Annotated in this window: 20 protein-coding genes; 15 read left to right on the top strand and 5 right to left on the bottom strand. The window is 47.2% G+C overall.

The window, feature by feature from the left end; genetic code table 11:
• Positions 1 to 47 precede the first annotated feature (47 nt).
• The gene (locus tag HR45_RS11995; RefSeq protein WP_037443252.1) at positions 48 to 1,865 is read left to right on the top strand and encodes a M61 family metallopeptidase; all 1,818 of its coding nucleotides are present in this window, start codon (positions 48 to 50) and stop codon (positions 1,863 to 1,865) included.
• Between the two features lie 57 nt (positions 1,866 to 1,922).
• Here HR45_RS11995 and rdgC read toward each other — a convergent pair whose 3' ends face one another.
• Complete coding sequence (gene rdgC, locus HR45_RS11990; RefSeq protein WP_037443250.1) at positions 1,923 to 2,837, bottom strand: recombination-associated protein RdgC; 915 nt, start codon at positions 2,835 to 2,837, stop codon at positions 1,923 to 1,925.
• Positions 2,838 to 3,131: 294 nt separating this feature from the next.
• Here rdgC and HR45_RS11985 point away from each other — a divergent pair, with 294 nt between their 5' ends.
• From HR45_RS11985 to HR45_RS11970, 4 genes are all read left to right on the top strand, one after another.
• Positions 3,132 to 4,061: a porin gene (locus HR45_RS11985; RefSeq protein ID WP_037443248.1), complete on the top strand. Its 930-nt coding sequence runs from the start codon at positions 3,132 to 3,134 to the stop codon at positions 4,059 to 4,061.
• Between the two features lie 188 nt (positions 4,062 to 4,249).
• Entirely contained in the window at positions 4,250 to 4,939 is a 690-nt protein-coding gene (gene phoB / locus HR45_RS11980) for a phosphate regulon transcriptional regulator PhoB (RefSeq protein ID WP_037443246.1), read from the top strand.
• 76 nt (positions 4,940 to 5,015) lie between these two features.
• Complete coding sequence (gene phoR, locus HR45_RS11975; RefSeq protein ID WP_037443244.1) at positions 5,016 to 6,305, top strand: phosphate regulon sensor histidine kinase PhoR; 1,290 nt, start codon at positions 5,016 to 5,018, stop codon at positions 6,303 to 6,305.
• A 121-nt stretch (positions 6,306 to 6,426) separates the two neighbouring features.
• Entirely contained in the window at positions 6,427 to 7,398 is a 972-nt protein-coding gene (locus HR45_RS11970) for a PstS family phosphate ABC transporter substrate-binding protein (protein ID WP_037443242.1), read from the top strand.
• Between the two features lie 58 nt (positions 7,399 to 7,456).
• Here HR45_RS11970 and HR45_RS11965 read toward each other — a convergent pair whose 3' ends face one another.
• The gene (locus HR45_RS11965; RefSeq protein ID WP_037443240.1) at positions 7,457 to 8,353 is read right to left on the bottom strand and encodes a LysR family transcriptional regulator; all 897 of its coding nucleotides are present in this window, start codon (positions 8,351 to 8,353) and stop codon (positions 7,457 to 7,459) included.
• A gap of 177 nt (positions 8,354 to 8,530) precedes the next feature.
• Between HR45_RS11965 and recN the strand changes: the two genes are divergently transcribed.
• Positions 8,531 to 10,192, top strand: a complete 1,662-nt coding sequence (gene recN / locus HR45_RS11960; protein WP_037443238.1) for a DNA repair protein RecN — start codon at positions 8,531 to 8,533, stop codon at positions 10,190 to 10,192.
• 80 nt (positions 10,193 to 10,272) lie between these two features.
• On the opposite strand, the gene dapD is transcribed toward recN, so the two are convergent.
• From dapD to map, 3 genes are read right to left on the bottom strand one after another with little or no spacing between them, the layout of a single operon-like run.
• Positions 10,273 to 11,097, bottom strand: a complete 825-nt coding sequence (gene dapD / locus HR45_RS11955; RefSeq protein ID WP_037443236.1) for a 2,3,4,5-tetrahydropyridine-2,6-dicarboxylate N-succinyltransferase — start codon at positions 11,095 to 11,097, stop codon at positions 10,273 to 10,275.
• A gap of 19 nt (positions 11,098 to 11,116) precedes the next feature.
• Positions 11,117 to 13,687, bottom strand: coding sequence for a bifunctional uridylyltransferase/uridylyl-removing protein GlnD (gene glnD, locus HR45_RS11950; RefSeq protein WP_037443234.1), 2,571 nt, complete (start codon positions 13,685 to 13,687; stop codon positions 11,117 to 11,119).
• A 22-nt stretch (positions 13,688 to 13,709) separates the two neighbouring features.
• The gene (map, locus tag HR45_RS11945) at positions 13,710 to 14,510 is read right to left on the bottom strand and encodes a type I methionyl aminopeptidase (RefSeq protein ID WP_037443233.1); all 801 of its coding nucleotides are present in this window, start codon (positions 14,508 to 14,510) and stop codon (positions 13,710 to 13,712) included.
• A gap of 357 nt (positions 14,511 to 14,867) precedes the next feature.
• Between map and rpsB the strand changes: the two genes are divergently transcribed.
• From rpsB to bamA, 9 genes are all read left to right on the top strand, one after another.
• On the top strand, positions 14,868 to 15,593 hold the full coding sequence (gene rpsB, locus HR45_RS11940; protein WP_037443232.1) for a 30S ribosomal protein S2: 726 nt from the start codon (positions 14,868 to 14,870) through the stop codon (positions 15,591 to 15,593).
• A 123-nt stretch (positions 15,594 to 15,716) separates the two neighbouring features.
• Complete coding sequence (gene tsf / locus HR45_RS11935; RefSeq protein ID WP_037443229.1) at positions 15,717 to 16,568, top strand: translation elongation factor Ts; 852 nt, start codon at positions 15,717 to 15,719, stop codon at positions 16,566 to 16,568.
• A gap of 69 nt (positions 16,569 to 16,637) precedes the next feature.
• Positions 16,638 to 17,369: a UMP kinase gene (gene pyrH / locus HR45_RS11930; RefSeq protein ID WP_037443227.1), complete on the top strand. Its 732-nt coding sequence runs from the start codon at positions 16,638 to 16,640 to the stop codon at positions 17,367 to 17,369.
• Positions 17,370 to 17,431: 62 nt separating this feature from the next.
• Positions 17,432 to 17,953 carry a ribosome recycling factor gene (gene frr / locus HR45_RS11925; RefSeq protein WP_430742023.1) on the top strand — a complete coding sequence of 174 codons (522 nt, stop codon included), beginning with the start codon at positions 17,432 to 17,434 and terminating at the stop codon, positions 17,951 to 17,953.
• Positions 17,954 to 18,035: 82 nt separating this feature from the next.
• Positions 18,036 to 18,869: an undecaprenyl pyrophosphate synthase gene (gene uppS, locus HR45_RS11920; RefSeq protein ID WP_037443223.1), complete on the top strand. Its 834-nt coding sequence runs from the start codon at positions 18,036 to 18,038 to the stop codon at positions 18,867 to 18,869.
• A gap of 11 nt (positions 18,870 to 18,880) precedes the next feature.
• Positions 18,881 to 19,738: a phosphatidate cytidylyltransferase gene (locus HR45_RS11915; protein ID WP_037443221.1), complete on the top strand. Its 858-nt coding sequence runs from the start codon at positions 18,881 to 18,883 to the stop codon at positions 19,736 to 19,738.
• 5 nt (positions 19,739 to 19,743) lie between these two features.
• Entirely contained in the window at positions 19,744 to 20,931 is a 1,188-nt protein-coding gene (ispC, locus tag HR45_RS11910; RefSeq protein ID WP_037443220.1) for a 1-deoxy-D-xylulose-5-phosphate reductoisomerase, read from the top strand.
• A gap of 16 nt (positions 20,932 to 20,947) precedes the next feature.
• Entirely contained in the window at positions 20,948 to 22,330 is a 1,383-nt protein-coding gene (gene rseP, locus HR45_RS11905; RefSeq protein WP_037443219.1) for a sigma E protease regulator RseP, read from the top strand.
• A 31-nt stretch (positions 22,331 to 22,361) separates the two neighbouring features.
• Complete coding sequence (gene bamA / locus HR45_RS11900) at positions 22,362 to 24,845, top strand: outer membrane protein assembly factor BamA (RefSeq protein ID WP_037443217.1); 2,484 nt, start codon at positions 22,362 to 22,364, stop codon at positions 24,843 to 24,845.
• Positions 24,846 to 24,883: the final 38 nt, after the last annotated feature.

Below are 24,883 nucleotides of genomic sequence, written 5' to 3'. Positions count from 1 at the left end.
TATACTCTGGATTCAGCATTACAACAATCATTCAGCAAGGATTTCGTGTGAAAATCAGCAGTTTGTCGATTCAAAGTGCCGTTTTATTGGCCGGTGTGACTTTCTCTCAAGCACCCTTTGCCGACGTTTTATATCAGGTCAATATTACAGAACCTGAACATCATCTGGCGCAAGTTTCCGTCACCTTTCCTAAAACCTCTGAAGATTCGCTTCAAGTCAATTTGCCAGTTTGGCGTACTGGTAAATATACCGTTTTGCCGTTGGCTGATGGTGTCAGAAATTTTGCCGCCACAGACGAGCAGGGAAATAAACTTAACTGGCAAAGGAGCGCGAGTGGCGAATGGCGTGTGAGTCTCGATAAACCCACGCAAGTCACTGTGTCTTATCAGTTGTATGCCAATGAACTCGGGCAACGGGTGCGGGATATTAGCAGCACACATGCCTATTTGGATGCCAGCGGTGTGATGATGTATAGCCCAAGCTTCCGTGAACAGCCAGTACAAGTGGCGTTGCAAGTTCCAGACGCATGGAAAAGCTACTCAGGCATGGCATCAGGCAATGCACCTCATAGTTTTGTTGCTGATAACTACGATATCTTAATTGATTCGCCAATCGAAACGGGCATCAGTCAGCACCGCAGTTTTACTGCCAACGGTAAAGCGTTTGAGCTGGTGGTGTGGGGCGAAGGGAACTATAACCTCGATCAGATTGTGACTGATTTAGAAAAGGTCACCAGTAAATCTCAAGATATTTGGAACGGCTATCCGTTTGAACGGTATCTTTTTATTGTGCATGCCACCAGTGGCGCCCGTGGTGCGACCGAGCATATCAACTCCACGGTAATTCAACTGCCACGCTTTAATTTCCGCGAGCGCAAAGACTATCTGCGTTTTATCAGTACTGCCTCGCATGAGTTTATCCATACGTGGAACGTTAAAGCTTATCGCCCCGAGGGATTAGTACCGTACGACTATCAGCAGGAAAATATGAGCGATCTGCTGTGGATGGCTGAAGGTTCAACCAGTTATTTCCAAAATCAACTGCTGTTGCGCGCCGGTGTCATGACGCCTAAGGAATACCTAGAGGACTTAGCCAAGCGCATTGACCGAAATCAACACACGCCTGGCCGTGAACAGCAATCTGTGGCGGAGACGAGTCTGGGTGAATGGGTTGCCACGGGCGGTGATTATGCTCGCAACCACAGTGTGAATATCTACTCAGAAGGATATTTGGTGTCGATGGCGCTTGATTTCCAACTGTTAAACGACACTAAACTCAAAGCATCGTATCGCGACCTTCACAAGTTGTTATACCGCGATTACCGTATTCCGAAAGGCTACAACAGCACCATCATCAAACAAATTCTGCAGCAGTTAGCCGACAAAGATTACAGCCATTGGTGGCAGGTTAACGTTGAATCACCTATCAGCTACGACTTTAACAAGATCTTTGATGAGGCAGGGTTGAGGCTAAGTTATGGTGACGAAGCCAAGACTAAAGCGTTTTTGGGGGCGAGCTTAGCGAGTAATAGCCTGAAATTTGCTTATGTTGAGCGCAATAGTCCGGCATGGAAAGCCGGAATCGCCGCGGGTGATGAATTGATCGCTATAAACGGACTCAAGGTTAGCCATGACGGTTTCGACAAGCGCATTGGTGACTTTAACGCGGGTGACGACGTTGAGGTGACGCTGTTTAAAGATGACACATTGCAAACTAAACGCGTTTCTTTGAGCAAAGCGCCCGACGGTAAATTACAAATTAAGTCAGTGAAAAAGCCTGCTCGTTCGCAGAAGGCGTTATTTGAAGCGTGGCTTGGGGTTGATTGGCCGTTTGACAGTGATGGCAACTTCAAGAAATCTAAGTGATTTTTTACCAATAAAAAAGCGCCAATGGCGCTTTTTTATTGGTTGCAACTTAACGGCTTAAATTGCTTGCTCTTCCACACCACCGAGTTTGATAAACAAGGTGTTGAGTAGTGCAATAATTTCGCTGCTCATTAACACAAAGTCGGCGTCAAGTTTGGCGAGCGGATCTTCACCGGCAACATCATCGGTTTGCGCGCGGAACTCTTCGGCAAACTTAAGACGCTTAATTCCAGCATCTGACTGCAGCACAAAGCTAATAGATTGCTCAAATTGAATCGCCAGTTTATGCACTTGTTTGCCTGACTCTAGGTGAGCAAGCACTTCTTCTTCGGTGAGGTCTTGCTGTTTAAAGCGCACGATACCACCTTCATCTGCAGCGGATTTAAGCTCAGCCTCATCTTGCATGTAGAAGGGGACTGGTAGCTCGCCTTGTTTTAACCAATCAGTGAGTTGCACTTCGATAGGTGTTGCAAAACTCACAGGTACAACAGGTAAGCTGCCAATCGCCTTACGCAATAGCGCCAGTAACTCTTCTGCTTTAGTGGCACTGCTGCTGTCGACTAATAACAACTGTTGTTCTGGCAGAATGAGTGCACGAATTTGACTACGGCGACTGAAGGCACGTGGCAACAAGGTTGTTGTAATTTCGTCTTTAAGGGCGTCTTTCTCTTTTTTGGTGATTTTGCGCTGCTCTTCGGTTTCAAGATGCGCCACCTTTTCATCAAGTGCCTCTTTAATCACCTGCGATGGCAGAATTTTCTCTTCTTTCGTTGCACAGATTAAGTGGCGATTTTCGGCGCTGTGCACCAATGATTGGCCGAGTTTGCCAAGCGCGTTGCTAAAACCAAATTTGCTGATGTCTTGGCTAGAGCAGGGATGGAATACAAACGCATCCAGCGCTTTTTCCAGTTGTTCTGTCTCGATAGAAAACGGTTTATTGAAACGGTAAAGGGTAAGATTTTTAAACCACATATTCGCTGCTCATTCAAAATGGAGTCGGCAGTGTAAGCCATCTTTTTTTAGGCGTAAACCTCGCTCAAAAAGTGACCAAAAGTCACAAATTCAAAGATTTAACCAAATTGTCATATTTAACTTAAGCGCCCGCCAACCCGCGCCGTTTAAGGCTTTAGTCGATGTTGCTGGCAAAAAATTATTATTGGTCTACGCCTGCAGCGTTGGAGTGAAATAAAACTGCAACACGCCAACTGCACACTTTCGCACGTTCCAAATCCATAACCAAGACGAACATAACGTCGAAAGGAAATAATGATGAACTCTATTTGCAAAACCCTACTCGCTACCGCTATTGCTTCTGCTTGTATCACCTCTGCATATGCAGCAGATCCTTTGACTGTTTACGGCAAATTGAACGTAACTGTACAGTCAAATGATGAAGGCGGTGAGTCTGAAACTGCCGTGCAAAGCAACGCTTCTCGCCTTGGCGCTAAAGGTGAGTACGACTTGGGTAACTCTTTGAGTACTTTCTATCAAGTTGAATATGAAGTTGCGACTGACAGCTCAGACAGCACTAACTTCAAAGCACGTAGCCAGTTCGTCGGTCTGAAAGGTAACTTTGGTGCTATCTCTGTTGGTCGCCAAGACACCATGATGAAAGTTTCTCAAGGTAAGGTTGACCAGTTCAACGATTTGTCTGGTGACTTGAAACATTTGTTCAAAGGTGACAACCGTATTGAACAAACAGTTAACTATGTTTCTCCTTCAATGGGTAACGTGAAGTTCGGCGTAACTTATGCGGCCGAAGCTTCAAGCTCACAAGATGGTGAAAGTGGTGTATCTGCAGCATTGATGTATGGTGATGCTGGCCTGAAGAAGACGCCAATCTATGCCGCTATCGCATATGATTCAAAAGTGAAAGGCTATGACACTGTACGTGCGACTGTTCAAGGTAAAATCGCTGACCTGAAACTGGGCGCAATGTGGCAGTCTCAAGAAAAATCTGAAGGCGATGCGGATAGCATCGACGGTTATTTGCTGAGTGCAGCTTACAGCATCGACGCTGTAACCCTGAAAGCTCAGTACCAAGACATGGAAGACACTGGTGATTCTTGGTCAGTGGGTGCAGACTACAAGCTGGCTAAACCAACGAAACTGTTTGCCTTCTACACTACCCGTTCTATGGACGGTGTATCAGACGACGATAACTACGTAGGTCTGGGTTTAGAACACAAGTTCTAAGACAAGCTTTGTGAATAAAAACGCCAGTCATTGACTGGCGTTTTTATTTTCTGCAGTTCATCAGGTTACTCGCTTAAAAATATATGCAAAAATGGCAGCTATATGACGGATAAGTTGCTGGTTATTCATAAATCTGTCATAAAATTGTCCAATAATAGCAGCGTGTTATTTTACTGAAAGAAGCACCCATGACTGCAAGAATTTTGATTGTTGAAGATGAAGCCGCCATTCGAGAAATGCTCTCGTTTGTGATGGAACAACATGGCTTTGCAACCACTGCAGCCGAAGATTTTGAATCTGCATCAGCGTTGCTGACGGAACCGTATCCCGATCTGATTTTGCTTGATTGGATGTTCCCAGGCGGAAGCGGCATTCAGTTTGCTAAGACGCTGAAGCAGGACGAGTTCACTCGCCAAATTCCTATCATCATGCTGACAGCGCGTGGCGAAGAGGAAGATAAAGTGAAAGGGTTAGAAGTTGGTGCCGATGATTACATCACCAAGCCATTTTCACCTAAAGAGCTGGTGGCGCGTATTAAAGCTGTGTTACGCCGTGCAGCGCCAACACGACTGGAAGATACGATTGAAGTACAAGGATTGACGCTGGATCCGGTGAGCCACCGTGTTACTGTTGGTGAATCAGTGCTCGATATGGGACCCACTGAGTTCCGTTTGTTGCACTTTTTTATGACCCATCCTGAGCGTGTTTATTCTCGCGAGCAATTGCTAGACAACGTTTGGGGAACTAACGTTTATGTGGAAGATCGTACAGTGGATGTGCATATCCGTCGTCTTCGTAAGGCGGTTGAGCCTTCTGGACATGACCGTTTAATCCAGACCGTACGTGGTGCTGGATATCGCTTCTCTGCTCGTACCTAAACGCAATGTTTTGCTGAGCCAAGTCCGGCATAGGGCTTTTGGCTCAGTAAGCCTTACCCGACTGGCGCAATAATCTATGTTTGATTCCTATTCAGGATACCGACTGTTCTTACGCTTAGCGCTCTTCCTTTTAGCGTGTTTATTGGTCGGCCTCGCGGCCGGACATCTGCTGCTTGTGCTCTGTATTGGAATGGGGATCCTGCTGCTGTGGAATTACCGCCAGCTTATTCGGCTCAATCACTGGTTGTGGAAAGATAGACGACTGACGCCGCCGCAAGGCAGTGGCAGTTGGGAAGGGGTGTTTAACGGTATCTATCGTTTACAGGGAAAGAACCGTAAACGGGTAAGTCAGTTAGCCGGCTTACTTGGCCGCTTTCGTCAGGGTGCCGAAGCTCTACCAGATGCCGCCGTCGTGCTGGACCCCGCGCTTAACATTATTTGGTGCAACAAGTTAGCGCAATTAATGCTGGGGTTAGTTTGGCCACAAGATAATGGTCAGCGGGTGGATAACCTCATTCGCCATCCCGATTTCTCTGCTTATCTGAAAGGTGGCCGTTTTGAGGAGCCGTTGGCGTTGCCGTCGCCAGTGTCTGAAAAACGTATCGTTGAGATCCGTATCATTGCTTATGGTGAGCAGCAGATGTTGCTTATTGCGCGTGATATCACGCGCGTTCGCCAACTTGAAGGGATGCGCAAGGACTTTGTGGCCAACGTTTCTCACGAATTAAAAACACCACTGACCGTGTTGCAAGGCTATCTCGAAGTGATGCAAAGCATGGCCGATGAAGATGATCCAAATCAGCGCGCATTGAGCCTGATGCAACAACAAGCAAGCCGCATGAAATCTATGGTAGAACAGCTGCTTGTGTTGTCGCGAATCGAAGACTCGGCGGAAATTAATCTCGAAAAAGTGGTCGACATGCAGAAGATGTTTGCCATTTTGCGTTCAGAAGCAGATGCACTGGCCCGCGACGAATATGAGATCAGTTTTGAGTTAGATCCGCAATTGAATATTCATGGTGACGAGCTCCAACTGCGAAGCGCATGTTCAAATCTGATTTCCAACGCCATTCGCTATACAGAGCCAGGCGGTAAAATTCACATTGGCTGGCAACGCGTTGCGACTGGGGCCCGCTTTAGCGTGACCGATAGTGGCATTGGTATCGCGCAGCAACACGTTGCGCGGCTTACTGAGCGCTTTTACCGTGTGGATAATGCGCGCTCACGGCAAACCGGCGGCTCTGGTCTTGGCCTTGCTATCGTAAAGCATGCGCTCAACCATCATCACAGTGAGTTGCTAATCAACAGTATCCCAGGTAAAGGCAGTACCTTCAGTTTTATTATTCCACAGCATTTAGTGGTGTAATCGCTGACATGGCCAAAATGGCTGTCATTTAAATGTCATTAAAGTGCAATAAAATATTCAAGTTAACACTGAATACTGACGCGAATTTAATCAGTACAACCTGTTTCACTACGGAGATAACATGAAACTGAATTATCTGGTGGGCGCAATGGCGATGATAGCTGCAAGCGTCTTGCCGTTCACGCTGCAGGCGGCGGTTGATGCGACTTTGCCTGACTATCAAAAATCCAGCGGTGTCTCAGGTAATCTGTCATCGGTAGGCTCAGATACGCTTGCAAACATGATGACCTTGTGGGCGGAAGAGTTTAAACACATCTACCCGAATGTGAATGTGCAGATCCAAGCCGCTGGTTCATCAACTGCCCCTCCGGCATTAACTGAAGGCACCTCGCAGTTCGGCCCAATGAGCCGCGCGATGAAGCCCAATGAAGAAGAAGCGTTTGAAAAGCACTTTGGTTACAAGCCAACTCGTATTCGTGTTGCCATTGATGCCTTAGCGGTGTTTGTTCATAAAGACAACCCAATTAAAGGCCTCAATATGGAACAGATTGACGGCATATTTTCAACTACGCATAAATGTGGGTCTCAGGAACTAACACGCTGGAGTGATGTTGGACTGACCGGTGGCTGGGGGGTGAAAGACATTCAGCTTTATGGTCGTAATTCAGTCTCTGGCACTTATGGTTTCTTTAAAGAGCATGCGTTATGCAAAGGTGATTTTAAGCCGAGTGTTAACGAGCAACCGGGAAGTGCGTCAGTGGTTCAATCTGTGTCACAGTCGCTCAATGCGATTGGTTACTCTGGAATAGGCTATAAAACGGCAGGCGTTAAAGCGGTCGCCTTAGCGAAGAACGGTAATGACTATATTGAAGCAACGCCTGAAAATGCTGCCAGTGGTAAATACCCTTTGTCCCGCTACCTGTATGTGTATATTAACAAGCATCCCAATCAGCCATTGGAGCCGATGCAAAGAGAGTTCTTAAAATATATTCTTTCTAAGCAAGGCCAGACAGTGGTGGAGAAGGACGGCTATGTGTCTTTGCCCAGCAGTGTGATTGATAAAGACCTCGCTAAAGCAGGTATCAGTTTGTAATGCTACTCATTATAAAGAGCCCCGAAATTCGGGGCTCTTTTGTCGCAGTAGGAGACGGCTATCGCTGCGAAAATATGGTGGCTGATTTCGATAGCATAAAGTCGATGAAGAGTTTTACCTTAAGCGGCTGTTGACTGCGCTGATGCTGCAGTAGCGATATTCGACGCTTTTCACAATGCCAGTCTGGCAGTACGACTTGTAACCTGCCGTCTTCAATCTGTTGCCGCACAAACAACTCAGGCCCATAGAGAATGCCACCGTTACGTTCGGCGGCAATAATCGCGCCATTGAGGTCCGTAAGCGTGAGCTTGGCGGGAGCATCGTAGTAAAAGCTATCACCATTAGGATGACGTAGTGAAAAGTTATATAACGGCCAAGCTTTAATGATTTGATGATGCTGCAACTGCTGAGGGTGTTCCAACGCTGGCGCTTTGTGTAAATACGCTGGTGATGCCACTAGGCTGTAGTCCAACACTCCCATAGAGCGAGATATCCAAGAGGAGTCCGGTTGGGTGCCACCGACGATTGCCACATCAATCCCTTCATCGATCAGATCGAATTCCTCATTGCTCTGAACCACGTGCAGACGAATATCTGGGTAGCTGTCACAGAACTCATTGAAGGCATCGATAAACAGTGCCGTCACGATGGAGATCGGCGCAGAGACTCGTAACGTTCCTTCGGGGGTTTCTGGTGCGCCATTGAGCGCATCAAACTGGGCAATGAGTGCCTGATATTTTTGAAATAGTGCCAAGCCTTCTTCGGTCAGTCTTAGCTTACGGGTACTGCGCATCAACAGTTGTTGGTTTAACACCGCTTCCAACTTGGCCAGTTTACGGCTGACTGTCGCAACCGGCATGGTCAGTTCTTTTGCCGCAGCAGAAAAACTACCCGCATTCACCAAGTGAATAAAAAGATAAATAAGCTGAAATTCAGCGGCTTGTTGACCCTGCATGAGATTCCTAGAGCAGTGAAATGGGGGCTAATGCGTACATGTTAATACATGCATCGCCCTGCGGCGATGACCAAATTCCAACTTCCATCGTTTACACTGAGAAAAATTTATACAGCATATTTACTGTATAAAAAATCAGTATATACTGTTCATCAATACAGTACTTCGGGGGCCATTATGCTTTGCCAACTTAGCGTGACAAATTATGCCATTGTGCGGTTTCTAGAGTTAGATTTTAGCGCCGGTATGACCACGATCACCGGTGAAACGGGTGCTGGTAAATCCATTGCGATTGACGCGCTGGGCTTATGTCTGGGGAATCGCGCTGACACAGCATCTGTGCGTCCGGGGGCTGATAAAGCTGAAGTAAGTGCCCGTTTTTCGCTTGCAGATGTGCCGTTGGCCAAACGTTGGTTAGAAGATAATGACCTTGAGCTCGACAATGAATGTATTTTAAGGCGCACAGTGACGGCTGATGGCCGCTCTCGCGGGTATATCAATGGCAATCCTGTCCCTGTTGCTCAGCTTAAATTGCTTGGAGCGCTGTTGATCGGCATTCATGGTCAGCATGCACATCACGCCCTGTTACGCAGTGATCAGCAGTTGCAGTTACTAGATAGTTATGCCGGGCATAACCTGTTAATCGAAGCAGCAGCCAAGTCATATCACAACTTACGCCATGCACAGCAGCAATTGGCTGAGTTAGCGCAGTCTGCACAAGAGCGTCATGCCAGACGCCAGTTGCTTAGCTATCAAGTGGAAGAGCTAAATGACTTTGCGCTGGGGGAACACGAGTATAGTGAGCTTGAAAATGAGCATAAACGCTTAGCCAATAGCACTGCTTTAGCCGAAAATTTACAGGCGAGTTTGATGTTACTGAGCGACGATGATGATGCCAATCTTGAGTCAATGCTAAATAAAGTCTTGGGCATTACTGAAGAACTTGTCAGCTATGATGACACGCTCGGTTCCGTTAACAACATGCTTAATGAAGCCTTGATCCAAGTGCAAGAAAGCCGCAGTGAACTGCAACATTATGCTGACAATCTGGAGATGGACCCAGAGTATTTTGCAGAGTTAGAAAGCCGGTTGTCGAAAGCTATGCAACTCAGCCGTAAACATCATGTGGCACCTGAAGAGCTTTACCAACATCACCAGTCATTGGTAGTTGAGCTGACATCATTAGATTCTAATGATGAGTTACTGGAGCAGTTGCAAGCGGAAGTCGGGTTATATCTGGCGCAATATCAACAAGCTGCACAAAAGCTTAGTAGTAGCAGACAGCGACACGCTAAAGCGCTCGATAAGTTGGTGACAGAGTCAATACGTGAACTCAACATGCCTAAAGCAAAATTTACGATTGAGGTGAATTTTGACGCTGAGGTGGTGTCATCACACGGCAGTGATGCGCTTGATTTTAAAGTCAGCACTAACCCTGGGCTGCCGTTAGACAGCTTGTCGAAAGTGGCGTCCGGAGGTGAGTTATCGCGTATTGGCTTAGGCATTCAAGTCATCACTTCGCAAAAAGTGGCGACGCCAACGCTGATTTTCGATGAGGTTGATGTGGGGATTTCGGGGCCGACAGCGGCGGTGGTTGGCCGTATGTTGCGTCAGCTTGGAAGCTCTACCCAAGTCATTTGTGTTACCCATTTACCACAGGTGGCGGGCAGTGGACATCAGCAGATGTTTGTTGCTAAACAAAGTAAAGCTGGTATGACCGAAACCTCAATGGTGCCGCTAAGTCGTGAACAACGTATTGAAGAGTTAGCGCGGCTACTCGGTGGTGATACGATTACCAGTAACACGCTTGCTAACGCCCGGGAGTTGCTAGCGGAATAGTGTTTAGCGGTTTGTGATACAAAAAAGCCAATCTGATTGCAGACTGGCTTTTTTAGTGTTTATGCGGGGCTAATCAACGATTAGTCCACGATGCGCAGCAGTTCGTTGATGCCGACTTTACCACGAGTCTTAGCGTCAACTTTCTTCACGATAATCGCAGCGTACAAGCTGTACTTACCGCATTTAGACGGCAGGTTACCTGAGACGACGACTGAACCAGCTGGTACGCGACCATAGTGAACTTCGCCAGTTTCGCGGTCGTAAATTTTGGTGCTTTGACCAATATATACGCCCATTGAGATCACTGAACCTTCTTCAACGATAACGCCTTCTACGATTTCAGAGCGGGCGCCGATAAAGCAGTTATCTTCAATGATGGTTGGGCCAGCTTGCAGTGGTTCTAAAACACCACCGATACCAACACCACCAGACAAGTGCACATTTTTACCAATTTGCGCACATGAACCAACGGTTGCCCAAGTGTCAACCATAGTGCCTTCATCAACGTAGGCGCCTAGGTTAACGTATGATGGCATCAGCACGGTGTTTTTGGCGATAAATGAGCCTTTACGTGCTGCTGCTGGTGGTACCACGCGAATAGATTCTTCACGGAAACGTGCGTCATCGTAATCAGCAAACTTCATTGGTACTTTATCGAAGTACTTGGTTTCTGCACCTTCCACAACGGCGTTGTCGAAAATACGGAATGAAAGCAATACCGCCTTCTTCAGCCATTGATTAACATGCCATTCCCCATCGATCTTTTCGGCAACGCGCACTTCGCCACGATCCAGCATATCAATGACTTTTTCGACATCAGCTTTCAGTGTTGCGTCTACAGTCGCAGGGCTGATTGTCGCGCGGGCTTCAAAAGCCGCCTCAATACGTTGGCGTAAAGCCTCCATTGTGTTCTCCCTAAAATCTTTATTGAGTGGGTTGATTGGATAAAGTTGTTACTAATGCTTCCTGCAATTGTTGCTGCTGGAGTTCGTCCAGAGCTTTGCCTTCCTCTGTTTGTAAGATGAAAAAGTCTTCCGCCCGTTCACCAATGGTGGTGATTTTGGCTGATTGCAGTGTAAAGCCACAGCGATAGAAGGTTTCGCCGACTTTAGCCAACAAGCCTGGCGCATCGAGCGCTATTAATTCCATCATGGTTGCGCGTTGGCGCTTGCTCGGAATGAAGCTTACCTGCGTCGGCACACTAAATGGCTTCATAATGCGCGCCATTTTACGGAATTTTGGCATTTTAGGCACGTCTGCTAAGGCTTTTTCTAACGCTTTGCGAATACTTTGAATACGTGACAACTGTGAGACAGGTTTACCGTCTTGCTCAAGAATGACAAAACTGTCGAATGCGTAGTTGTCTTTAGTCATCATGATGCCGGCATCGTGAACATTTATATTTTTGTTGTCCAGTACGGCCATCACGGTAGCAAATAATTTTGGTCTGTCTTTGCAGTAAATGAAAAGTTCGGTGCCGCCACGGGTCATATGTTTAGAAATCAGCACCAACGGCGTATCTTCGCGATGTTTAATAATCGCTTCTGCGTGCCAGGCAATTTGGGTCGGCTGATAGCGTAAAAAATAATCAGCGCGCAGACGGTGCCACAATTCGTCGAGGTTTTTCTCTTTTATACCCCGACGTAACAAGTCTTTTTTTGCCTTCGCCTGGTGTTCGCGCACGCGGCCACGAATATCCACTGGCTTTTCCTTACCCCGCGCCAACACCCGTTGGGCAGAGTAATAAAGATCTCTCAGTAATGAGCCTTTCCAACTGTTCCATGTATGTTCGTTGGTGGCGCAGATATCGGCGACAGTTAGGCAATAAAGATAGCTGAGGTGAGAGGCATCGCGTACTTTATCGGCAAAGTCTGCGACGACATCAGGATCGGAAATATCGCGCCGCTGCGCGGTAATCGACATGGTGAGGTGGTTTTCAACCAGCCAACTGACGAGACGGCCATCATGGCTATTTAAACCATGCAGTTGGCAAAATTCTAGCGCATCAACGGCGCCAAGTTTGCTGTGGTCGCCACCGCGACCTTTGCCGATATCATGAAAAATTGCCGCTAATACTAATAAGCCTTTTTTGGGGAGTTGGTTGATCAGTATCGCACCTAACGGAAATTCATCTCGTTGCTCTTGCTGAGAAAACTTATCGATATTGAGCAGTAGGCGATGGGTATGCTCATCCACTGTGTAGGCGTGGAATAAATCAAACTGCATCTGGCCTTCAATTGCACGCCATGCGGGCAGATAGGCGGATAAAATGCCGTGTTTGTGCATCAAGGAAAAGGCGAAAATACCACGAGGGTGTTTAAGTATTTCCATCAACACCTTACGACAATCGGCGCGCTCCATCAGCGGTTGTACTAACTGACGGCGGGCATTGCGTAGCGCACGTAGTGTCGGTGCGTAAATGCCCTGAATATTAGAGTTGCGTGCCGCGTACAAGAACAGCCGAATAATCTCTTTGGGCTTTTTGAAAATATCGGGGCTTAACGCTTCTAAGAAGCGCCCACGGCGCTGATAAAGCTCATCGATAGGCTGAATTTCTAACGCATGAGTGTCGCCCAAGGTGGCGCGTTTAAACAGCTGTAACAACATCTCATTGAGCTCCATGATGCGTCTTACCGTGCGGTAATAGCGTTTCATCATTTGCTCAACGGCAAGCTGAGTGGCATCTTTGTAGCCCATCATCTCCGCCACTTGTCGTTGTAGATCAAACAACAAGCGGTTCTCATCACGGCCAGCAATCATGTGCAGCGCAAATCTGAGTTCCCAAAGAAAGCTTTGGCTTTCTAATAACTCGTCAAGTTCCAGCGGTTCGAGGAAGTCATGGGCCACCAGTTCAGTAAGGTTCGCAGCATTAAAATGACGGATGGCCACCCAAGCGACGGTTTGAATGTCTCGCAGTCCGCCGGGACAGGTCTTGATATTAGGTTCTAAATCAAAGGCGTTAGCTTTGGCGTGACGCTGCCGCTGCTCATCACGTTTGGCCTGAAAAAATAAGCTTGATGGCCAAAAATCATGCTCGCGGATTTTGTCATAGAGCACGTCAAAGGCCGATTCTGGGCCCGCGAGTAGCCGTGCTTCAAGTAAGTTGGTGGCGATAGTAATGTCATCGCGACCATGTTCCAGCGTCTGCTCTAATGTTCTGACACTGTGCCCAATTTCCAGACCGGTATCCCATAGAAATGCGATAAACTGGGTAAGTTTAGCTTCCTCATCCGCCGTTAATACGGGAGGAACCAAAAACAACAAGTCGATATCGGAATGGGGCAGGAGTTCGCCCCGGCCATAGCCACCCACGGCGATTAACGCGATGGCATCATGCACCAATCCGGCCTGATGCCAATGTTCAATGAGTAACTCATCGACAAAGCGGGTTCGCTCCTTCACTAATTCGCTAATCTTTTCTCTGGCGACAAATCGTTGGCTCAGGGACTGTAAATGCTCGTTGAGTGAGGCTTTAACCGCTTGTGCGTTACTCATTATGATCCTTCAATAGCTGACATCAGTTGTGGTTGATGATGCGTGGGAAATCTTCGTCACTACGTAGTGTCAGTACTTCAACACCTGTGTCGGTGATAAGCAATGTGTGTTCCCACTGCGCTGATTTTTTACCATCGGCGGTAGATACAGTCCAGCCATCTTCTTGATTCAATACAGTTTGGTAACGACCTGCGTTAATCATGGGTTCAATAGTAAAGCACATGCCTGGGCGCAAAATGGTGCGATCATTATTGCGATAGTGAACTACTTGTGGCTCTTCGTGGAAACCTGCACCAATGCCATGACCGCAATAGTCACGCACGATAGAGAATTTATCTACGCCGCTTTTGCTGTTTTTAACGAACTTCTCGATGGTGGTACCAATTTCACCCAGTTGCATGCCCGGGCGTACTTTTCGAATCGCCGCGTACAGACTCTCTTGGGCGATACGGCATAGGCGCTTGTCTTTTGGTGTGACATCGCCGACTAAAAACATGGCTGAAGTATCACCGTGATAGCCATCTTTAATTACGGTGATATCCATATTGATGATGTCACCTTCTTTGAGTTGACGGTCACAGGGAATGCCGTGGCAAACCACTTCATTGATTGAAGTACAGATAGATTTCGGGAAACCATGGTAATCCAGCGGCGCAGAGATCGCGCCCGCAGCTTCGGTAAATTTAGCGCAGCGCTCGTCGAGCTCGTTGGTGGTGACACCGGGTTTTACGAAGGGGGCGATCATTTCTAGTACGTCGGCGGCGAGTTTGCCCGCCGCGCGCATTTTTTCAATTTCTTCAGCAGTTTTAATTGTGATACTCATAATAACTCTCGATTCGTCAGTGTTTGACGGAATTTTGTCTTGAATAATAGTAAGTTAAATTCACATGTTCGAAATCCGAAGGCAAAACCTGCGGCGAAAGTAAACCAGTTTTAGGTTTGTCTTTTAGGGCTAATTATGGTATAAAGCGCGCCGTTAGATTTGACTCGGAATTTAGTGTCTCAAGCAGCGGAAGTTTCCTCAAGCTGAGCCTAAACTGAGTGAAAGATGGCGGCCATTATATGGCAAATGAATTAAATACGAAATCACACACGTGTCGACACATGTTCCGGGGTGCCTTTTTAGGTCGGATTCATGGGATACGTGGAGGTATAACCCCTTTACTTTAAGGTATTGAAAATGACTACAGTTTCTATGCGCGATATGCTGCAGGCCGGTGTACACTTCGGTCACCAAACCCGTTACTGGAACCCTAAGATGAAACCTTTCATCTTCGGCGCTCGCAACGGTGTACACATCATCAACCTGGAGCACACTGTGCCAATGTTCAACGAAGCTTTGGCTTTCTTGAGCAACACTGCTTCTAAAAAAGGCAAAATTCTGTTTGTAGGCACCAAGCGTGCAGCAAGCGAAGCTGTTAAAGAAGCTGCAATTTCTTGTGAACAGTTCTACGTTGATAAGCGCTGGTTAGGCGGTATGCTGACTAACTGGAAAACCGTTCGTCAGTCAATCAAGCGTCTGAAAGATCTGGAAACTCAATCTGTAGACGGTACTTTTGACAAACTGACCAAGAAAGAAGCTCTGATGCGCAGCCGCGAATTGGAAAAGCTTGAAAAATCTTTGGGCGGTATCAAAAACATGGGCGGTTTGCCAGATGCGATCTTCGTTATCGGTGCTGACCATGAACACATCGCGATTAAAGAAGCTAACAACCTGGGTATCCCAGTTGTAGCTGTTGTGGATACTAACGCAACTCCAGCTGGTGTTGATTATGTTATCCCAGGTAACGACGACGCAATGCGCGCTATCCGCCTGTATGCTGACACTGTTGCTGCAGCAGTTAACTCTGGCCGTGGTCAGGACTTGGCTGTTCAAGCTGAAGAAGCTTTCATCGAAGCTGAATAATAAGGTTGATGTAATACGTCTCCCTTATTAACCAAAATGCTTTGGTTAACAGGGGCCGCTACTGGCCCCTGTTTTATAAGTATTCATGGTAACTTTTTCGAATTATCAATTGAGGATTTAACAATGGCAATTACTGCTGCCCAAGTTAAAGAACTGCGCGACCGTACCGGCGCAGGCATGATGGATTGCAAAAAAGCGTTGACCGAAACTGACGGCGACATCGAGCTGGCAATTGAAAACATGCGTAAGAGCGGTGCTGCCAAAGCTGCCAAGAAAGCCGGTAACATCGCTGCTGAAGGTACCATCCTGATCAAGCAAGGTGCTGGTTTCACCGCTCTGCTGGAAGTTAACTGCCAAACTGACTTCGTAGCTAAAGATGGTAACTTCCTGGCCTTCGCTAACGAAGTTCTGGAAGTGGCTGCTGCTGGTAAAGTGACCGTTGAAGACCTGAAAGCACAGTTTGAAGAAGCGCGTGTTGCACTGGTTGCTAAGATCGGTGAAAACATCAACGTACGTCGTGTTGAGTACATGGACGGTGAAAACGTTGCATCTTATCGCCACGGCGACCGTATCGGTGTCGTGGTTGCTGGTGACGCTGACGAAGAAACTCTGAAGCATCTTGCAATGCACGTTGCGGCTTCTAAGCCTGAGTTCATTAACCCATCAGACGTACCTGCTGAAGTTGTGGCTAAAGAACGTGAAGTTCAGGTTGAAATCGCCATGAACGAAGGCAAGCCAAAAGAAATCGCTGAGAAGATGGTTGAAGGCCGTATGAAGAAGTTCACCGGTGAAGTTTCTCTGACCGGTCAGCCATTCATCATGGAACCTAAGAAGACTGTTGGCGAATTCCTGAAAGAGAAAGGCGCTTCAGTGACTAACTTTATCCGCTTAGAAGTGGGTGAAGGTATTGAGAGAAAAGAAGAAGACTTCGCTTCTGAAGTAGCTGCTCAAATCGCAGCTTCTAAAAAGGCTTAATCAACGCTTTTTTCAATATTCAAGACCGCGGCAACTGCTGCGGTCTTATTATGACTAGGACCGAAAAATATGAGTACCAATCCAAAACCAGCCTTTAGACGTATCCTATTAAAATTAAGTGGCGAAGCCCTGATGGGTGAAGAAGGGTTCGGCATCGATCCAAAAGTACTGGATCGTATGGCGCAGGAAATTAAAGAGTTGGTGGAGCTCGGTATTCAAGTTGGTGTGGTCATCGGTGGTGGTAACCTTTTCCGTGGGGAAGGTTTGGCTAAGGCGGGCATGAACCGCGTTGTTGGCGACCACATGGGCATGCTGGCCACAGTAATGAATGGCTTAGCGATGCGTGATGCTCTGCACCGTGCGTATGTGAATGCGCGTTTGATGTCAGCTATTCCGCTTAACGGCGTATGTGACGCGTATAATTGGGCGGAAGCAATTAGCTTGCTGAAATCTGGTCGTGTGGTAATTTTCTCTGCTGGTACCGGCAATCCTTTCTTTACCACAGATACCGCAGCATGTTTGCGTGGCATTGAAATTGAAGCTGAAGTCGTGTTAAAAGGCACCAAGGTTGATGGGGTCTACACCGACGATCCGATGAAAAATCCTGACGCGACTAAGTACGATTGTCTGACCTATGATGAAGTGTTGGATAAAGAACTGAAAGTGATGGACTTGGCTGCGTTCACCATAGCACGCGACCATAATATGAATATTCTGGTGTTCAACATGAATAAGCCCGGCTCGCTTCGTCGAGTTATCATGGGGGATTCCACAGAGGGAACTCTGGTAAAAGCTGGGTAACAGATATTAATTAAAGGAACTCTAACGTGATTGAAACCATTCAAAAAGATGCGAAAACCCGCATGGAAAAATGTGTAGATGCGACCAAAGGACAGATGTCAAAAGTTCGTACCGGTCGTGCACATCCTGCTTTGTTGGATTCCATTCAGGTTTCTTACTACGGCACTATGACACCGCTGAAGCAGGTGGGTAACATTTCTGTTGAAGATAGTCGCACTCTGGCAGTAAATCTGTTTGACCGCACTATGACCCAAGCGGTTGAGAAAGCGATCATGAGCTCAGACTTAGGCCTGAACCCAATGTCTGCTGGCGCTACCATCCGCATTCCTTTGCCTGCACTGACTGAAGAGCGTCGTCGCGATCTTGTGAAAGTTGTACGCGCAGAAGCGGAAAACGGCCGTATCGCCATCCGTAACGTACGTCGTGATGCAAACTCTGAAGTGAAAAAGCTCGAAAAAGAAAAAGAGTGCACTGAAGATGATGTACGTCGTAGCGAAGACGAAATTCAAAAAATTACTGACCAATTCATTAAGCAAGTAGATGATCTGTTGGCTGCTAAAGAAGCAGAACTGATGGAAGTTTGATATTGCTTTGTTAAACTGGTTTTAAAGCGCCGTGTAGCGTTATACTACGCGGCGTTTTTCTTTTATGAGGGATTTGAAGTCGATGTCATCCAACATGGAGACCGTAGCTGAAGCATTACCAAGCTCGGAAATTCAGACATCTGAACAGTTGCCAGAAAACCTGTGCGATCTGGTCAACCAAAATATCCCCAACCATGTTGCCATCATTATGGATGGCAATGGTCGTTGGGCGCAGTCGCGTGGCAAAGCTCGTGTGCTTGGGCACAAAGAGGGCGTTAAAGCGGTGCGTCGTACGGTCAGTATGGCACGTAAAATCGGGATTAAATCCCTGACGCTTTTTGCATTTTCAAGTGAGAACTGGCGCCGTCCAGATAAAGAAGTCAGCTTGCTGATGGAACTGTTTCTTACTGTGCTACAACGCGATATCAAAACTCTGCAAAAGAACGGCGTGCGCCTGAATATTATTGGCGACACCAGTCGTTTTTCTGAACGCCTACAACGTCAAATTGACAAAGCCGTAGCGCAAACTGCCGACAATCAAGGATTAATTTTAAACGTTGCGGCAAACTATGGCGGACGTTGGGATATACTTCAGGCGGCCAAAAAAATGGCCGATCAGCTCGCGGCTGGTGAAATAGACAGCGAACAGTTCACTGAAGAGGCCTTAAGTCAGCATTTAAGCATGCACAATCAGTGCGAAGTTGATTTAATGATACGTACGGGCGGTGACTTTAGAATTAGCAATTTTGTGCTATGGCAAGTGGCCTATGCCGAATTGGTGTTTACCGATACGCTATGGCCCGACTTTGACGAGCAGACTTTCAAAGAGGCGATACAAACCTTTAATAGCCGTCAACGTCGCTTTGGCCTCACCGGAAAACAGATTGAAACGATAAAAAGCAAGCAAGGCCTTTAAGAGGAAATCTTTTGCTAAAACAACGTATAATAACCGCAATTTGGTTGATCCCACTCGTTTTGGGAGCTATTTTTTATCTCCCGCCATTCTATTTCTCATGGGTATTAGTACCAGTTTTTGCTATCGCAGCTAGGGAATGGGGACGCATTATTGACCCAAGTTGCCAGGTGACTAAGTGGAGCTTCACCGCCACGATTGCCGCCGTACTGATAGCACTCAATTTTATTGTACCTGCCGATAACATTTGGCTACGCGGCCATATCCATCCGGTTATGTTGGCGTTACTGTTTTTGGGCGCATTCTGGTGGTTAGTTGCGTTGCTGTTAGTGGTGTTTTTCCCCAATAGCAGCCGTTGGTGGCAAGGCAACCATATGTTGAAGTCGATGTTTGGCCAACTGACCTTACTACCATGTTTTGCTGGATTTACGACCATCAAGGCGCTTGATAGTGAGGCGAACCCATACATGGGCGGTACCTTATTGTTACTGGTATTGCTAGTGGTTTGGGCGGCTGACTCTGGCGCCTATTTCGCAGGTAAGCGCTTTGGTAAAACTAAATTGATTGCACGCGTTAGCCCTGGAAAAACCGTCGAAGGTTTATTCGGTGGTTTACTCACTACGCTGATCGTTGTTGCCGGCGTCATGTATTTTTCTCCTGAGCAGGAATGGAAATTGGTTACCGCAGTCACCTTGATTACGGCGTTAGCCTCGGCTCTGGGCGATCTTTCCGAAAGTATGTTCAAGCGTGTCGCTAAGATTAAAGACTCCGGTACAATTCTTCCGGGACATGGTGGCGTTCTCGATCGTATCGATAGTCTGACCGCCGCATTACCGGTATTCGCACTTCTCTATCTCGCTTTTTGGATGTAACCCATATGCAATCGATGGTGATCCTTGGTGCCACTGGCTCGATTGGAACAAGCACATTAAATGTGATTGCCCAAAATTCAGCGCAATATAGTGTGTATGCGCTGGTGGCAAATACGAATGTCGACAAAATGGTGGAGCTCTGTGAGTTACATCGGCCTAAAGTCGCTCATATGGTGCATGCTCCAGCGGCTCTAGCGCTTGCTCAACGTATTGCGCATCTTGATATTGAGGTTACTTCAGGTGCTGATGAGTTAGTGTCTTTGGTCTCCAGCTCACAAGTAGACACTGTAATGGCCGCCATCGTAGGTGCAGCAGGTATGCAGCCAACGCTAGCGGCAGTAAAAGCCGGTAAACGCGTGCTGCTTGCTAACAAAGAAGCGTTAGTGATGTCGGGCCGTCTGTTTATTGATGCGGTGGCTGAATACGGCGCAACGCTGCTGCCGGTTGATAGTGAGCACAACGCAATATTTCAATGTCTTTCTATTGAAGCGCAACAAACGTTGGGGAAATGTGATTTAGCCGCTTCTGGGATCAGTAAAATCTTGCTGACTGGTTCTGGTGGGCCATTCTTAACGGCTGAGCTATCGTCGTTGGCGAATGTGACGCCGGCTCAAGCCATTAAACATCCGAATTGGTCGATGGGGCCTAAGATCTCGGTCGACTCCGCCACCATGATGAATAAGGGCTTGGAATATATTGAAGCGCGTTGGTTATTCAATGCTACCGATGCGCAGATTCAGGTTGTTATTCACCCTCAAAGTGTTATCCATTCCATGGTGCAATATTGCGATGGCAGTGTACTGGCACAACTCGGTAATCCCGATATGCGGACACCAATTGCGCATTGTATGGCCTATCCGACAAGAATTCGCCCCGGCGTGGAACCTTTAGACTTTTTCAAAGTCGGACAATTGAGCTTCTTTGAGCCTGATTTTCAACGCTTCCCTTGTTTGGCGTTGGCGATGGAAGCTAGCCGTCGTGGCCAAGAGGCAACGACAGTGGTGAATGCGGCGAATGAAATCGCTGTTGCGGCATTCCTCGCCGGGCAAATAGGTTTTACCGATATCGTAAGAGTGAACGAGCACTGCTTAAATATTGTGCCGCAATCGCCTCTGGATTCGATAGCTGATATCCTAGCGCTCGATGAGCAAACGCGTTGTTACGCGAATGAATTTATTACTCAGGTTAGTTGAGGATTGATAACAATAGATGATTGAAATTTTACGCAATGTAGCTGCTTTTGTCGTACTGCTGGGTATTTTGATTACTGCCCATGAGTTCGGCCATTTCTACATCGCACGTCGGTGCGGCGTAAAAGTACTTCGTTTTTCTGTTGGCTTTGGTAAATCCTTGTGGCGTCGCGTGGGTAAAGATGGCACTGAATATGTCATTGGTATGATCCCGCTTGGCGGCTACGTCAAAATGCTGGACGAGCGAGTTGAAGATGTACCAGCAGAACAAGTCGAGCAGGCATTCAACCGTAAAAGTGTTTGGGCGCGTATTGCGATAGTCGCCGCGGGGCCGATTGCTAATTTTATCTTCGCGATTATTGCACTCTATTTTATGTATCTACTGGGGCTACCAGCCGTTAAACCAGTGGTGCAAAGTGTCAGTGCTAATTCACCGGCAGCGGTGCTACAGGTTGACAAACCGCAACAGATTATCGCGGTGTCAGGCCAAGCGGTGCGTAACTGGGAAGAGGTGAGTTTAGCCTTGGTCAGTCATATCGGCGAGTCTTCGCTGTCGCTGACGTTAGCACCGGTTTCTGATCTCTCAGAACCTAGCGATGTTGATACGTCAGCAGGCAAAACCGTTCAGCTCGATATACGTCGCTGGTCATTTGATCCCGACAAGCAATCACCTATTACCACGCTGGGGTTGGTGCCATACCGTCCCAATCTTGTACCCGAGATAGCGGTTGTTAACAAAGACAGTGCGGCAGAAAAAGCGGGATTGCGCATCGGTGATGTTATCCAAGATATTAACGGAGCTGCGTTTGAAGATTGGCAAAGTTTTGTCGATTTAATTAAAGCATCTCCTAATCAAACTATTTCTTTGACAGTATCGCGCCAAGGGCAGTTACAACAACTGACCATAGTGCCTGATGCGCGTCAAAGTGATAATGGCTCCATGGAAGGCTTTATTGGCGTTGCGCCTAAATTGCCGGAATGGCCAGAAAACATGAAAGTCGATCTACAGTATGGACCTGTAGAAGCGGTTGCTATGGCTGCAGATAAAACCTGGCAATTGGCCGTCGTCAGTACCAAGATGATTGCTAAATTGTTTACCGGGGACGTATCTGTTAAAAGTCTTAGTGGCCCGATATCAATTGCCCAGGGTGCGGGCAGCAGTGCCGATATCGGCCTAGTATATTTTTTGGGTTTTCTTGCGCTAATCAGTGTAAACCTCGGGATTATTAACCTGTTGCCTTTACCTGTATTAGACGGTGGACACCTGTTGTATTACTTCATCGAAGTGATCACCCGTAAGCCTGTTTCCGAGCGGATTCAGGAAATTGGATTCAGATTTGGGGCGGCGTTGCTGTTAGTGATGATGAGCATCGCCCTGTTCAATGATTTTGCCCGACTCTGAGCAAGGACTGACAAATAATTAGAAGTGCTCTATGCGATTAAATAAACTTTTTGCCTCTATGTTACTGGTCGGCGCCGCTTTTTCAGGGAATGGATGGGCCGACACTTTCCAGCCTTTTAAAGTTGCGGATATCCAGGTTGAAGGATTACAACGTGTCGCCTTAGGTGCGGCCTTGTTGAATTTGCCCGTCAAAGTTGGCGATATCATCGACCAAGTGAAACTACAACAGGCAATCAAGAGCTTGTATGCATCGGGTAACTTTGAGAATGTGCAAGTTGCTCGCGACGGGGACGTGCTCATTATTGACGTGCGTGAACGTCCGACCATCAGTGCTATTAGTTTTGATGGCAACAAAGATATTAAAGATGAACAGCTGCAGGAAAGCTTAGATAGCAGCGGCGTGAAAGTGGGTGAATCGCTTGACCGCACCATGTTGGCTGATATTGAAAAAGGCTTACAAGACTTCTACTACGGTGTCGGTAAATACGGCGCTAAAGTTGAAGCGCAAGTGATTAACCTGCCACGTAACCGTGTCGAGTTGAAGTTTAAGTTTACTGAAGGTTTAGCCGCCGAAATTCGTCAGATTAACTTTGTGGGTAATGAACACTACACCGACGAAGAACTGGCTAACCTGCTGGAGCTGAAAGACTATGTAGCTTGGTGGAATCTGTTCGGTGAACGTCGTTACCAAAAACAAAAGCTGCAGGCTGACCTCGAAAGCTTAGAAACCTTCTATCACAATAATGGTTATATCCGTTTTGAAGTGACCTCCACTCAGGTGTCTATGACCCCTGATCGTAAGGGCTTGTATATCACTGTCAACGTTAAAGAAGGTGAGCAGTACAAGGTTAAAGAGATTAACCTTACCGGTGACCTGCAGGGCCGTGAAAATGTATTGAAGACCATTCTGCCGCTAAAATCTGGTGTGCAGTATAACGGTGCAGACGTCACCTTTACCGAAGAGATGTACAGCAAGTACCTCGGCCGTTTTGGTTACGCTAATCCAGAGGTGAAAACCTACCCAGAAATTGATGATAAGACCAAAGAAGTCACCCTTAACATCAACATCAAACCAGGTAAACGTGTATACGTGCGTGGTATTAACTTCACCGGTAACACAGTCACCGCTGATGAAGTGATGCGTCGTGAATTGCGTCAAATGGAAGGTGCTTGGTTAAACGATGCCTTGGTCGAAGTATCAAAAGCGCGTTTGAACCGTCTGGGTTACTTTGAAACAGTTGATACTGAAACTGTGCCAGTGCCTGGTGCAGACGATTTGGTTGATGTGCAGTTTAAAGTGAAAGAGCAACCATCAGGCTCGTTCAACGCCGGTATTGGTTACGGTAGCTACTCAGGTATGAGCCTACAGTTTGGTATTCAGCAGTCCAACTTCTTGGGTACTGGTAACCAGGCGGGGATTACGCTGAACACTAACCGTTATCAGAAGAGCGTTAACTTGTCATACACCGACCCTTACTTCACCAAAGATGGTGTGAGTTTAGGTGGTTCTGTGTACTGGAGTGCGTTTGACGCCAACAACGCTTATCTGGAGCGTTATAAGAATAACTCCTATGGGGTGGCCACAACTTTGGGCTTCCCTATCAACGAATACAACCGTGTTAGTGTTGGTTTAGGCTACCGCCATAACGAAATTTCAGATGTATCTGGTTATCAGCAAGCATTGCGTTTCTATAATTTGTATCGCAACAGTGCCGACCCAAGCAGTAGCTTGAGTTTTGATAACTTTGAACTGAGTTTAGGTTGGTCTCGTTCTACGCTTGACCGTGGTACCTTCCCAACAGACGGTAACTCACAGCGTTGGAATGGACGCATGACGGTTCCAGGCTCTGATCTGCAATTCTTCAAGACAGACTTTGAAACTAGCTTCTACTTCCCAATCAACCGTTCGCACAGCTTTGTATTCCTGACCCGTGCTCGTCTGGCATATGCCAACGGCTATGGTAAGTACAATAGCAATGACCAGATCTTGCCGTTCTGGGAAAACTATTACACAGGTGGCAGCAGCTATCTGCGTGGCTTTAAGTCTAACTCGGTAGGACCTCGTGCGTTTTACGTTACGCGTGATCCGCAAGCATGTTCACCTGATGCATCGGGCGATAGTTGTTCATTGCCTGGCGACTTAAACAACGTGTATGTGCGTAGTAACCGTTCAATCGGTGGTAACGCGCTCGCGACAGCAAGTGCTGAGTTAATTGTACCGACCCCATTCTTAGATGAGGCCTATAGTAATTCCGTACGTACCAGCTTCTTTGTCGATGCTGGTAACGTTTGGGATACTGAATTTGACTACAGCTTGTATGAATATTTGCCTGCCGATCAGTATGCTCAGTTAGCAGATTACAGTGATGCAAATCGAATTCGGGCATCCTGGGGGATGAGTGTTCAATGGCTTTCACCTATGGGCCCAATGGTATTCAGCCTCGCTTGGCCAATTAAGAGTTACGAAGACGACGACATGGAGATCTTCTCCTTCAATATTGGCAAAACATTCTAAAACACATAAACTCGGCAGCATTGCTGAATCCTAACAAG

It is taken from the genome of Shewanella mangrovi, assembly GCF_000753795.1.
GTDB lineage: Bacteria > Pseudomonadota > Gammaproteobacteria > Enterobacterales > Shewanellaceae > Shewanella > Shewanella mangrovi.
The sequence above is the reverse complement of the archived record's forward strand: the minus strand, read 5'-3'. Positions and strand labels throughout refer to the sequence as shown.